General features: G+C 70.5%; 10 protein-coding genes. 2 read left to right on the plus strand and 8 right to left on the minus strand.

Going from position 1 to position 12,854, the window contains the following annotated elements:
* Positions 1 to 165 precede the first annotated feature (165 nt).
* Positions 166 to 1,476: a protein kinase domain-containing protein gene (locus ACYVAQ_RS22945; protein ID WP_460792930.1), complete on the minus strand. Its 1,311-nt coding sequence runs from the start codon at positions 1,474 to 1,476 to the stop codon at positions 166 to 168.
* A gap of 40 nt (positions 1,477 to 1,516) precedes the next feature.
* Here ACYVAQ_RS22945 and ACYVAQ_RS22950 point away from each other — a divergent pair, with 40 nt between their 5' ends.
* Positions 1,517 to 2,215: a vWA domain-containing protein gene (locus tag ACYVAQ_RS22950; RefSeq protein ID WP_460792931.1), complete on the plus strand. Its 699-nt coding sequence runs from the start codon at positions 1,517 to 1,519 to the stop codon at positions 2,213 to 2,215.
* A complete protein-coding gene (locus ACYVAQ_RS22955; RefSeq protein WP_460792932.1) occupies positions 2,212 to 3,126 on the plus strand; it encodes a protein phosphatase 2C domain-containing protein in 915 nt (304 codons plus the stop codon). Before ACYVAQ_RS22950 ends, ACYVAQ_RS22955 begins: the two co-directional genes overlap by 4 nt.
* Positions 3,127 to 3,246: 120 nt before the next feature.
* On the opposite strand, the gene ACYVAQ_RS22960 is transcribed toward ACYVAQ_RS22955, so the two are convergent.
* The 7 genes from ACYVAQ_RS22960 to ACYVAQ_RS22990 all read right to left on the minus strand — a co-directional run bounded on the left by ACYVAQ_RS22960 (position 3,247) and on the right by ACYVAQ_RS22990 (position 12,742).
* Entirely contained in the window at positions 3,247 to 4,791 is a 1,545-nt protein-coding gene (locus ACYVAQ_RS22960; protein ID WP_460792933.1) for a hypothetical protein, read from the minus strand.
* A 60-nt stretch (positions 4,792 to 4,851) separates the two neighbouring features.
* Entirely contained in the window at positions 4,852 to 9,654 is a 4,803-nt protein-coding gene (locus ACYVAQ_RS22965) for an NAD-glutamate dehydrogenase (protein ID WP_460792934.1), read from the minus strand.
* A gap of 722 nt (positions 9,655 to 10,376) precedes the next feature.
* Complete coding sequence (locus ACYVAQ_RS22970; RefSeq protein WP_460792935.1) at positions 10,377 to 11,087, minus strand: hypothetical protein; 711 nt, start codon at positions 11,085 to 11,087, stop codon at positions 10,377 to 10,379.
* The gene (locus ACYVAQ_RS22975) at positions 11,084 to 11,332 is read right to left on the minus strand and encodes a hypothetical protein (RefSeq protein WP_460792936.1); all 249 of its coding nucleotides are present in this window, start codon (positions 11,330 to 11,332) and stop codon (positions 11,084 to 11,086) included. Before ACYVAQ_RS22975 ends, ACYVAQ_RS22970 begins: the two co-directional genes overlap by 4 nt.
* Entirely contained in the window at positions 11,329 to 12,027 is a 699-nt protein-coding gene (locus ACYVAQ_RS22980) for a hypothetical protein (RefSeq protein ID WP_460792937.1), read from the minus strand. Before ACYVAQ_RS22980 ends, ACYVAQ_RS22975 begins: the two co-directional genes overlap by 4 nt.
* Complete coding sequence (locus ACYVAQ_RS22985; RefSeq protein WP_460792938.1) at positions 12,027 to 12,527, minus strand: immunity 26/phosphotriesterase HocA family protein; 501 nt, start codon at positions 12,525 to 12,527, stop codon at positions 12,027 to 12,029. Before ACYVAQ_RS22985 ends, ACYVAQ_RS22980 begins: the two co-directional genes overlap by 1 nt.
* Positions 12,527 to 12,742 carry a hypothetical protein gene (locus ACYVAQ_RS22990; RefSeq protein ID WP_460792939.1) on the minus strand — a complete coding sequence of 72 codons (216 nt, stop codon included), beginning with the start codon at positions 12,740 to 12,742 and terminating at the stop codon, positions 12,527 to 12,529. Before ACYVAQ_RS22990 ends, ACYVAQ_RS22985 begins: the two co-directional genes overlap by 1 nt.
* Positions 12,743 to 12,854: the final 112 nt, after the last annotated feature.

The following is a 12,854-nucleotide window of genomic DNA, read 5'->3' on the forward strand; positions in this document are numbered from 1 at the left end:
TCGCGGACAGGATCGAGAACCAGACTCGGGACACGGTTACGCTTCACCTACGGAGTGCCTTCCGCTAGGGACCTTGAGACTTCAGCAATCCCAAGTTCCCCAGCAGGACAGGCACTTCCGTGCTTTCAGCCCCGGTGTCGCAGGCCTACTCGTGAAATGCCGAGGCTAGACGGCTTCGTTCCGGCGGACCGACAGCACCGCGTCGCGCAGCTGCAGCCGCGCGCCCTCGACCAGCTCCAGCGTGCTTCCGGGCTGCAGGAGGAACGTCTGACCACCGGGGTAGGCGACCGGCCAGGAGAAGTCGGACGCGTTGCGCAGGCCCCACCGGTCCGGGGCCGAGGGGTGCCGCTGGACCTCACCGATGACGGTCGGGTTGTCGACACCGGACGTCAGGTGGTCGGCCCGGAGCGTGGTGCGCTCCCCGACCGCGACGACGCGGCGCCCGATCTCCATGACGTACGTCGGCGCGAGGGCCGCACCGCACTGCCAGCAGGTCACCGCTTCGGGGCCGGAGGTCCAGAAGTTCGTCGTACCGCAGGCGGAGCAGGCGATCATGCCGTCGCGGAGCCGGTCCAGGGCCCGGATCCACTGCCCCTCCGTGACCCGGAGGCCGGGCCGGTCGAGACCGTCCACGAACGCCTGGACGAACAGGTCGCGCAGGAACTGCGGGTAGATCCGCCAGTAGCGCTGCACGATCTCGGCCGGCGCGTTGTCGGTGCGCTCCGGGTGCAGGCAGAACAGCGGGTCGGTGCCGAAGTGCTCCATCAGCCAGGCCGCGTCACGCAGGCCCGCATCGGTGCGCGCGCCCTCGAGCGGATGGCCCAGGAAGAGCGCGTAGAACAGCAGCACCGCGAGCGAGTGCCGGTCGGTGTCGGTGTTCGGCAACGTCTGGTAGGTCAGGTCGCGCACGACCTCCGGCGCCATGAAGTACGGCGTCCCGAGCACCCGGCTCGACCCGTTGTCGATGCCCACGTTGTCCACGTCGCAGACCAGCACGTCCCCGGTCGACGGCTCGAAGAAGACGTTGCCGAACGAGATGTCGCGGTAGCAGAGCCCGCGCGCGTGCAACCGCAGGAAGCTGAAGCTCAGCTGCCGGCACAGCTCGATGATGGACGCGAACGACACGTCGAGCGGCCGACCGTCGCGGTCGGCGTTGAGCAGCAGGTAGCTCAGCTCCAGGAACCGCGGGTGCCGCAGGTTCATCACGTAGCCGAAGCTCGGGTGGCCACCCACCCGCGCCATGCTCAGCGGCCACAGGAACCGCCGGTGCGGCGAGCCGATCTCGACGAGCTGCTGCATCTCGTCGTACTGCTCGGGGGTGGCGCTCTCGGGCTTGTACCACTTCAGGGCCAGGGGCTCGCCGCCCTGCCGCTGCACCTCGAAGACGTAGCCCTGACCGCCCTGGCCGAGCAGGCGGGTGACCCAGGCGTAGCCGAGCGGACCCAGATCGACGCCACTGCCTTCTGCGAGAACCATTGCGTGACAATGTATAGCCTCGACTCGGAGAGGAGCTCGCATGAGTGATCGCCTGGGCGGCGCGCTGACCCGCAAGCCGCTGCACTTCGTCTTCGTGCTGGACGTGTCCGGCTCGATGCTCCGCGGCGGTCGCATCCAGGCGCTCAACAACGCGATCACCGAGGTCCTCCCCCAGCTGCGCGACGAGGCCCGCGCGAACCCGCACGCCGAGCTGCTCGTGCGCGTGCTGGCGTTCGCCAACGAGCCGCGCTGGGTCATCGAGGAGCCCACGCCCGTCGACCAGGTGCACTGGGAGCGTCTCGAGGCGGTGCCGCGCGGCTTCACCGAGCTCGGCAGCGCGCTGGTGTCCCTCGCCGAGGCCCTCGACGAGATCGACGCGTCCGCGAGCGCCTTCCCGCCGGCCATCATCCTGGTCTCCGACGGCCGCCCGACCGAGAGCTCCGGCGTCACCTTCGCCGACGGCCTGCAGACCCTGCTCAACAACCGGGTGGGCGCGACCGCGGTCCGGCTCGCGCTGGGGGTCGGGCGCGACGCCGACATGAACGCGCTGCGCCGGTTCATCGGCGACGAGGACATCCCGCTGCTGCGTGCCGACAACCCCGAGCAGCTCGTCGAGTACATCGTGTGGGCCTCCAAGGCCGCCTCCAAGGTCGCCTCCCGGCCGGTGGTCGGCCACGGCGGCGTCACCAACGTCCCGCCGTCGCCGACCGGCGAGCCGATCTGGAGCACCCTGTCGTGAGCGGCGGCGTGTCGCGCGACCCCGGAGAGACGCGCGGTCGCGAGAGCACGAGCGACCGGCCGATCGAGATCGTCGGGACGCCGTCGGTGGCCACCATCGACCGTGGGACCGCCCGCGCTCCCCGCTGGGCGCCGACCGCGGCGACGACGATCGGGTCCGTCCACGTCCGCGACGGTCTGCCCCTGCAGGACGCGGTGCTCACCTGGGCCGACGCCGACCGCACGGTGATCGCCGTCGCCGACGGCCACGGCCACCACGCCCACTTCCGCAGCGACGTGGGCGCCTCGCTCGCGGTTGCCACCGCCGTCGAGGAGGTACGCCGAGTCCTCGGTCGGCTCACCGACGTGGAGCGGGCCGCCGACGTGCTCCGCGGGGCGTGCGCCGCGGTCGTGGCGTCGTGGACGGCGCGGGTGCGCGAGCACGTCGCCGGTCACCCGTTCACCGACGAGCAGCTCGCTCGCGGCGCGGGCGCCGACCCGCTGCGTCCCTACGGCAGCACGCTGCTCGTCCTCGCGGTGAGCGGCGACGTCCTCGTCGTCGCGCAGATCGGCGACGGCGACGCCGTGCTCGTCGACAGCCGCGGCGAGGCGTTCCGGCCGCTGCCCGACGACCCGTTCCACGACGGGGTGCACACCAGCTCGCTGTGCCAGACCGATCCGATGGCGGCGCTGCACCTGGCCGTCTACGACACCGCCGTCGAGGACATCAGCCTCGGCTTCCTGTGCACCGACGGCTTCGGCAAGTCACGCGCATCGGCCGACTGGTGGCAGCGGACCGGCCAGCAGCTGTGGGAGTACGCCGGCGAGCACGGGCTCGGCTGGGTCTCCGAGCACCTGCCGGGCTGGTTGGCCGAGCCCGCCCGGGTGGGCGGGGACGACACGACGCTCGCGCTCGTCGTACGCAACGCGTAGGACAGTTGAGGGTGGCTCGGCGTCGGAAAACCCGGACGAGGAGGCGGAGGGCGCGAGGAACGAGCAACCGGAGCCGAGGAGGCCGGGCTTTCCGACGCTGAGCCACCCTCAACCATCAAGCTAGTAGCTGTCGGCCAGTGCCTTGGTCCACCAGGCGTCGAGCACCGCGATGCCGGCGCCGCGCGCGTAGGCGGTCGCCCAGCAGGCGCAGCCGTCGTAGTGCCAGTCCCAGAAGCTGACCGCGTACGGCTTGCCGGTGTCGCGCTGGACGTAGGTGTAGCGCGCGCCGCCGTCGAGGTAGTCGCGCGAGTCGGTGAAGACCCAGCGCGGGCCGGCGCCGCGGGCGGTCGCCTCGCCGTACTGGCGCTGGTAGTAGCCGCGGTAGGAGACGTCCTCGGCACGGGTCGGGAACCGGCCGAACGAGACCCAGATCTTCGTGCCGCGGAAGCGTGTCGTGCAGGACAGCTCCTCGGTCTCCCCCTTGGCGTAGATCGCGCTCGGCTTGCAGGAGGAGTCGTCGACCCAGTAGCCGAGGAAGCGGCTGAGCACCGGGTTGACGACGCCGGTGGGCGGGCCGACGGGGGCATCCGCCTTGCGGAAGAGAGCCTCGAGCGCGGCCAGCTTCGTGCTGCCGGTGCCGGAGAGGGTCGCCGACTGCAGCTCCGACTCGGAGTCCCAGTAGACCAGCGCTGGCCCGGTGCTGGAGCTCTCGATCGTGGGGTCGTAGGAGTAGTACGCCGCGGTGCCGGCGTTGTTGGCGAGCGAGCCCATCCGGCGGTCGAGACGTCGCTGCCGCTCGGACTTGAGCGCGCCCAGGGACGCGTAGGTGGTCAGCTGCAGCGTGCCGCCCGGGACCGTGCAGGACAGCGCCTCCGACTCGCCGGTCGCGGCGCTCAACGTCGTGCAGTCGCTCGTGCCGGCGGCGACGTTGCTGCCCAGGCTGGCGTAGCGCTGCTGGATCCCGGCAGCAGTCAGGTCGGTGCCGGTCGGGTCGTCGGTGGGGTTGTCGGTCGAGCCGTCGCCACTGGTCGCCACGACCGCACCGACCACGCCACCGACGACGAGGAGCAGGGCGAGCCCGCCGCCGATCCACAGAGCCTTGCGGGACCTGCGGGGAGCGCTCGGCCGGGCCGGAGCGTACGGCGGCGCGTAGGTCGGCGGGGGCGGGGTCGCCGGCCAGTGTGCCGGCGGGCTCTGAGCCGGCGGGCCCTGGACGAGCGGGCTCTGGACGGGCGGGCTCTGGACGGGCGGCAGCGGCGGCGGAACGGGACTCCGCAGCGGCGGGCCGCTCGGCGGCGCGAACGGGCTCGGCGGGCGCTGGGACCGGTAGCGCAGCACGACCGCCTCGGGGACCTTCCCGGCGGCGTACCCCAGCACGGCGGCGGCCCACGACCCCGATGACGCGTCGTCGCCCCCGCGCTCGCGGGCCAGCCGCGCGCCGCTCTCCTCCACGGCACGTGCCGGGTCGGCGCCACCGTCGACCAGCTGGCTGAGGCCGGGCAGCACGTCGAAGCGGACGGCGTCCACGAGCAGGTTGATCTCGCCGGGCGACGCCGCGGACTCGTCGAGGACGTCGTCGAGCATGCCGCGCAGCCCGGCGGCGTCGCCGAGCACTCCGGCGCCGTACGTCGTGACGAGGTCCCTCAGGGTCTGGTGCAGCTCCACGTGTCCCGTCTCCCCCGGGGCAGGACGGCCGAAACTGCCGTCGGGGTCTAGACCAGAGGTCTAGACCAGCAGCGACCGGACCGCCCGCAGGCCCACCGAGACCCGGGCCAGGTCGGCGTCCTCGTCCGAGCAGACCTCGCCCAGCAGCCCCGCTGCGCGCTCGATGTCCGCCGCGCGACGCGACTCCCACGCCGCGACCAGGTCGGCCCAGTCGGTGTCGTCCGCGCCGTCCTTGCCGTCGGCGTCGGCCAGCAGCTGTGCGGTGAGGTCGGCGTGCACGGCGTGCAGGTCGTCGCGCAGCGCGGCGCGTGCCATGGTCTGCCACTGGTCGTCGCGCGGCAGCCGGACGATCCGCTGCTGCAGCACCGGCAGCCCGAGCCGCTCCCCCACGGCGAAGTGGATGCGGGCGACCAGGTCGGGTGACAGACCCTGCGCGGTGGCGACGTCCACGACGTGCAGCAGCGCGTAGCCCACGTCGAAGCTGGCCGCGCGGCCCGCCACGTCCTCCGGTACGCCGGCGGCGATCCAGCCCGCCCGTCGCTCCTCGTACGCCGTGAGCTCGTGGCCGGTCAGCAGGTCGGGCAGGTGCAGCAGCGTGGCCTGGACGGGACCCGAGAAGTGGTCGACGGTCTGCTGGCTGTCGGCGCCCCGGCGGTTCGTCAGCAACCACCGCGACGCCCGCTCGACGAGCGTGCGCATCTCGACCCGGAGCCGCGTCTGCACGCCCGCGTCCAGCACGTTGTCGAAGCCCGCGACCTCGCGCCGCCACGGCAGCGAGCCGTAGATCTCGCGGGCCACGAAGTTGGCGCGGGTCAGGTCGGCGACGTCCGCCCCGGTCTCGGCAGCGAGCCGCGGCCAGTAGGTCATGCCGGCTCCGTTGACAAGGTCGCCGACGACCTGGGTCACGATGATCTCGCGGCGCAGCGGGTGGTCGGCGATCTGCTCGGCGTACCCCTCACGGATGGCGGAGGGGAAGTAGCCGACCAGGTCCTGCTCCAGGTAGGGGTCCTCGGGTAGGTCGGTGGCGAGCAGCCGGTCGGCGAGCACGAGCTTGGTGTAGGACATCAGCACCGCCAGCTCGGGCTGGGTGAGCGCGCCGCCGGCCTCGATCCGGCGGGCCGTCTCGGCGCGGTCGGGCAGCGCCTCGAGCTCGCGGTCGAGCAGGCCCTCGCTCTCCAGGTAGCGCATCCAGTGCTCGTGGACGTGCAGCAGGCTGGGCGCGTTCTTCGCCGCGTTGGCCAGCGCGATGTTCTGGTCGGTGTTGTCCTGCAGCACCAGGTCGGCGACCTCGTCGGTCATCGAGGCGAGCAGGGCGTTGCGCTGCTTCACCGTCAGGTCGCCGTTGGCCACGACCCGGTCGAGCAGGATCTTCAGGTTGACCTCGTGGTCGGAGGTGTCCACACCGGCCGAGTTGTCGATGAAGTCGGTGTTGACCCGGCCGCCCGCCTCGGCGTACTCGATCCGGCCGCGCTGGGTCAGCCCCAGGTTGCCGCCCTCACCGACGACCCGCACCCGCAGGTCGGCGCCGTCGACGCGGATCGCGTCGTTGGCCTTGTCGCCCACCTCGGCGTTGCTCTCGGTGCGGGACTTGACGTAGGTGCCGATGCCGCCGTTCCACAGCAGGTCGACGGGCGCGAGCAGGATCGCGTGGATGAGCTCGTTCGGGGTGAGCTTCTCGACGCCGTCGTCGATGCCGAGCGCCGCGCGGATCTGCGGGGTCAGGGTGATCGCCTTGGCGGTGCGCGGGAACACCCCGCCGCCCTCGGAGATCAGCGACTTGTCGTAGTCCTGCCAGGAGGAGCGCGGCAGCGCGAACATCCGCTGGCGCTCCTGGTACGACGCCGCGGCGTCGGGCTCCGGGTCGATGAAGATGTCGCGGTGGTCGAACGCCGCCACGAGACGGGTGTGCTCCGAGCAGAGCATGCCGTTGCCGAAGACGTCGCCGGACATGTCGCCCACGCCGACAGCGGTGAAGTCCTCGTTCTGGCAGTCGACGCCCAGCTCGCGGAAGTGCCGACGTACCGACACCCACGCGCCGCGGGCGGTGATGCCCATCGCCTTGTGGTCGTAGCCGACCGAGCCGCCGGAGGCGAACGCGTCGCCGAGCCAGAAGCCGTAGTCGGCGGCGACCGCGTTGGCGATGTCGGAGAAGGTCGCCGTGCCCTTGTCGGCCGCGACCACCAGGTAGGAGTCGTCGCCGTCGTGCCGGACGACGTCCTTCGGCGGCACCGTGGCACCGTCGACCAGGTTGTCGGTGAGGTCGAGCAGACCCCGGATGAAGGTCTGGTAGCAGGCGACACCCTCGGCCAGCCACGCGTCGCGCTGCGCCGGGTCGGGCAGCCGCTTGGCGTAGAAGCCGCCCTTCGCGCCGACCGGGACGATGACGGTGTTCTTCACCATCTGCGCCTTGACGAGACCGAGGATCTCGGTGCGGAAGTCGTCGCGGCGGTCGGACCAGCGCAGGCCGCCGCGGGCGACGGCACCGAAGCGCAGGTGCACGCCCTCGACCCGCGGCGAGTAGACGAAGATCTCGAAGCGCGGCCGGGGCTCGGGGAGGTCGGGGATCGCGGACGGCTCGAGCTTGAGGCTCAGGTAGTCCTTGTGGGCCGCGTCGCCGTCACCGCCCTGGAAGTGGTTGGTGCGCAGCGTCGCGCGCACCAACGTCAGGTAGGACCGCAGGATCCGGTCGTGGTCGAGGCTGACGACCTCGTCCAGCGCGCGCTCGATGCGTTCGACGACGGCCTGCTCCTCGTGCTCGCGGGTGTCGTCGGCGCGCGTCGGGTCGAAGCGGGTCTCGAAGAGCCGGACCAGGAGGCGGGCGAGGTCGACGTTCTCGGCGAGCGCCACCTCGATCGACTCGGTGGTGAAGGGGCTGCTGCCCTGGCGCAGGTACGCCGCGTAGGCGCGCAGCACGGTCGCCTGCCGCCAGTCCAGGCCGGCCCGCAGGACGAGCCGGTTGAACCCGTCGGTCTCCGCGCGGCCGTCCCACATCGCCCGCAGGGCGTCGGTGAAGGCGGCGCGCGCGTTGTCGGCCAGGCCACCGGGGCAGCGCAGGCCGAAGTCGTAGATGAAGGAACGGCTCGGCAGGCCGGCCAGCTCGTGCGGCCGCTCGTCGAGCACCTCGACCCCGAGCGAGGTCAGCATCGGCAGGACACCGGACAGGGAGATGGGCCCGCCGACCCGGAAGACCTTGAGCCGCACCTCGTCGGCGGCGTCCACGTCGGCGTACACGGCCAGGTCGATGCCCTCGCTGGTGCCGAGGTCCTCGAGCCGACCGATGTCGGCCGCGGCCGCCCGCGGGTCGAAGTCCTCCTTGTAGGACTCGGGGAAGGCATCGGCGTACCGACGCACGAGGGTGGCGCCGGCCTGCTCGCCGTACGCGGCGTCGACCGCCTCCGCGAAGCCGTCGTGCCACGAGCGGCTCGCGTCGAGCAGCGCGCGCTCGAGGTCGGCGGTGTCGACGTCGTCGGGCAGCAGCCGGCCGGTGGGCATCCGCACCACGAAGTAGACGCGTGCGGTCGCGGACTCGCTGATGGACACGTGGAAGTCGACCGAGGCGGCGTCGAAGCGCTCGCCGAGGATCCGCTGGAACCGCTCGCGCACGGCGGTGTTGTAGCGGTCGCGGGGCAGGTAGGCGAGCACCGACAGGTAGCGGCCGTAGGTGTCGCGGCGGATCAGCACCCGCACCGCTCGGCGCTCGCGCGCCTGCATGGCCGCCTCGACCAGGGTGCTGAGCTCGGTGGCCGGCGTGTGGAAGAGCTCCTCGCGCGGATAGCCCTCCAGCGTGTCGATCAGGGCGCTGCCGTCGTGGCTGCGCGGGTCGAGCCCGCTGCGGCGGACGACCTCGTCGACCTTCGCCCGCACCACCGGGATGTCGAGCACCGACTCGGTGTACGCCGAGCTGGTGAACAGCCCGAGGATGCGGCGCTCCCCGATCACCCTGCCATCGGCGGCGAAGAGCTTCACGCCGACGTAGTCGAGGTACCCGGCCCGGTGCACGGTCGCGCGCGCGTTGGCCTTGGCGAGCACGAGCAGGGTCTTCTCGGTCGCCTTCTCCCGCACCGCGTCCGGCATGCGTACGGCGATGCCGGGGTGGTCAGCGTCGCGCAGGATGCCCAGGCCGCTGCCGATCACCGGCTGCAGGCAGGTGTCGTCGTCGGTGAGGAGGTACTCGCGGTAGCCCAGGAACGTGAAGTGCTCGTCGATCAGCCAGCCGAGCAGCTCGGTCGCCTCGTGCAGCTCCTCCTCGGACACCGGCGGCGGGTGCTCGGAGAACTCCTCGACCACGGCGCCGACCTTGGCCAGCATGAGCGGCCAGTCCTCGACCGCGGCGCGGACGTCGCCCAGCACCCGGGTCAGGGCCTCGGTCAACCGGGCCGCCTCCTCGGCGTCGACCCGGCCGATCTCCAGGTGCATCCAAGACTCGCGCTTGCCGTCCCGGTCGAAGGTCGGGTGCAGCAGCAGCGGCAGGGAGTGCCGGTTCTCGGTCAGGTGCAGGGCCACGGAGTCGACGAGGAACGGCATGTCGTCGGTGACGATCTCGACCACGCTGTGCCCGTCGGCCGACCAGCCGTGCTCCGCGACGGTCGGGGTGAAGACCCGCACCTTCGCCTCGTTCGGCCTGCGGTCGGCCGCCCAGTGCCAGTGCGAGGCGAAGGCGTCGTACAGGTCCACCGGCGTACGCCGCGCCAGCTCGTCGGTCGAGGCGTGGTGGAAGTAGTCGCGCAGCAGGTCGATCAGCTGGTCACGCGGTGGCCCGCCGCTCCCACCGGCTCGTCCGGGTCGTGCTGCTTCGGCTGCATCGGTCAGGATCCGGCCGCGTTCCCCGAGGGTCGCCTGGCTCGCCTGCGTCGTCGTTGACACGCCCCCGACGCTACCCGTCACGCGGTGCCGGTTCCATGAACAGCGCGACCCGATTCGATCTCGGCCGGATCACGGTTCGGCGCTACTGGGAGGTCACTTCTGCGCGTAGTCCGGGAACGGTGCCCCCACGGTCACGTCCACCGCAACGAACGGCATCAATCCTGGCCCGCTTCATTGCGATCCAGCGGACCGCTCCGCGGGCCAATTTGTTCACGGCGAACCTTCAAGCCAACTACGAAGCTGCTCCTCTGTTGGGCCATCCCTCCCGGGTAACGACAGCACTCGGCCGAGAATCTCCGCGGCCAACTCGACAATCAAAGGCGATGTCTCGACGAGGTCATACCCAGCCCGGTCGATAGTCACTGTGCCTGGGCCAAGATGCGCAGTCCGTAGGAGCCCGTCCGCCGCCGCGTGACCGAACTCCGGAGGAAGGCCTGGGATCAAGTGTCGCCGCCGGAGCTGAGAACGGCAGTTGCGTCGACCTGTCTCTGGCGTGGTTGCGACCCGGATCCGCAACCCTGGGCCATCCGGGATGAACTCGCCCCCTATCAGGGCGTGCGGCGCCTGGCCGGAGAACTGGCGCAACTCGACTACCGCCCTGCGAGCCTTCGAGGCACCTGGCTCAACGGGACTGGCGGCTACCTCGAAGACCGACATGGGAGCGAACCTCGCAGACAGTTCATCGTGAAGCACAGAGACGGCGCGAGGACCGAGGTCGAGGATCATTCGATCCCCCAGTAGTTCTTCCAGCCCAGCCCGAATCTGTCGGGGAACTGCTTGATGACCGACGGGTCGTAGTTGCCGAAGGTCCGGTGGGTCCAGCCGGCGATACGGTGCGCCATGGGCGCCCCCATCCCATGATCCATTAACGATGACTCGGTGAGCTCATGTCTCATGAACGCTCTGTCAGCCGCCGAGAGCGGCGTGCCGTCCGCGGCCGCACCGCGAATCCGGGCCAACATGGCGTCGTTCTCGGGAGCGTGCACGAAGTCCGGCCGGGCTAAGTGTTGTTCGATCCGGTCAGCCTTCGCGAGCAGCCGTTCGCTGTTTGCGGCAACGCTCAACCGCCGAAGCGACGACAGATCCCCGCCGGCGAGCTCAACCTGGCCACCCGGCCGGGTCGTACCGTGCGCAGCCTCCACGAACGTTGCAGGGGCGGCGTAGGTGGTCGTAGACCCAGATGATCGTCCGTCCGGCCGTGCCGAAGTGCCGCGCGACCAGTGGTCGACGGCGCCGGGGATGATGTCGGGGTCGTAAGTGATGGGCGACCCGCGCTCCAGGACTGTGCCGAAGCTAGATACGCAGGTGCGTGCGTTGTCGTAGTGGTACGCCAGGCAGGCTGATAGTGGCGGCCCGGCGACGGCCGCAGGGGACGCGGCGAGTCCGAGCCATGCGACGAGCAGCCCCAAGAGGCCGGCAACCACGCGCCTCACGGGGCGCCTCCCACGGTGTCCCCGATCACCGTCTGCTGAATGGCATCACACAGTTGCCGGTGATCGCTGTACGGGGTCCCCTCCGATGGGGCGTACAGCGCTAGAACCTCAAGCAGGTCCTCGAACTGATCCTCGTACGGGTGGTAGGCGTGGAGAGCTTCCTCCAGCGCGGCGGCGGCGCGGGTGGAGTCGTCACCCTCAAGGATCGAAAGGGCCGCTGCGACGACCTCGGGCGCGACGCTCATCGCACCATCACCGTCACGATGTGGATCGGCCCGGTGTCGCGGACGGCGACCCAGTCCTTGCCTTGGTAGACCCGGATCGTGCCGTTGTCTCGCATCATCGTTCTGGTCGGGTTGTTGAGGATGTCGTCAACTCGGCTCAACGTCGTCGGCGAGCGGCCGGGCGCGCCGTAGACGATTCGTTCGGCTGCGTGCGCGCTGACCGTGTACCCGGATGGTGTACGTGCATAGCCCTCGCCGACCTGCCCGAGCAGGTTGCGCGACGCCGCCATCGCGTCGTACGGGACGAGGGCGCCAGCCTCATCCACCGACTTTGCGGCGCCTGCGGACCGCCGAAGCAACGAGAGCTCCCCGCCAGCGGCCACGGCGTGGCGAGCCGTCGTAGTCGTAGCCTGCGCAACCGGACCAAGGATCGCGGGGTAGGCGTAGGTGGTGCTTGACGAAGCGGTGAGCCCGTCCGGGCGCGCCAAAGTGCCGCGCGACCAACGGTCGACGCCGTCATAGGCGGTGGCGGTGTGATCATGCGCCGCGGGCGGACCACGCTCGGAGGCGGCGTTGTCGAGCTGCGCTGACCCGTGGTGACCGTTGTAGGCGTAGACGATGGCAGCCCCGGGCGCCGGCGCGGCCGCGACGGGTGCCGGCAGGCTGAAGATTGCGGCGATCACCGCAACGACAACGCCGACGACCCGTTCAATCATCAGGCGTCCTCTGGAACCCTCGGGATGCCGAGCGCATCGCTGACGAGATCGTCGAGGAGCCGATAGCTTGCGAGGCCCCACACGCCGCACGGCTGCGACTCGGCTGGCAGCGGAGACTGTTGCTCGTCGACGAATCGACGGCGGGCGGCATCGAAGAAACAGTGCTGCCGGAGAAGGTCAGGGGCAGCGATTGGCTCGCTTGCGACGGTTTGGAAGTAGCCCTTCGACCAGGGCATTTGGTTGATAAATGTGGGTGGCACAAGAAGTCGGTCGGGCGTCAGAGAACGGACGGGCGGGGGCGCGGGGGTCCCTGACACGACGTCATAGACGTAGATCAGATAGCTCAACGGCATCGGCGCAAGTGGAGGAGCCAGGTCGGCGCCCACAACGCGTCCGAAGATGTAGCGCTCGTCCGGCAGTTGCATCACGAAGATGTCGCCGCTTGCGGGCTTCTTCTTAGAGCCCTTCATCTGGCGGAGATTGGTCATGGCCTTGGTCACTAGAATCCGTTCCTCACGAGCCACGCCTCGCCCCATTGGACGGCGTCGCCGTAGTAGCTGTGGTTGATGCTGATCTCGTGTCGAAGGTTGGAGAAGTTCTCGGCGTTGCGGAGGATCAACGCCTCCTCGACCGAGCGAGCTTGGCCGCGCGTGAGCGGTGCCGTGGTGATCTGCTGCAGGTAATCGAAGTGTCCGGCCCCGAGAAGTTGGTCCACATCAAGTGAGAGAACTCGGCGTCGACCTGGTCGCTGGGCATGGTCGCGACTGGTCCACGTTCGATGGTGGTAGTCACTCTCATCAGCCCCTCTCACAGGGTGCCGTCGACAG

This window comes from Nocardioides maradonensis (assembly GCF_054777115.1).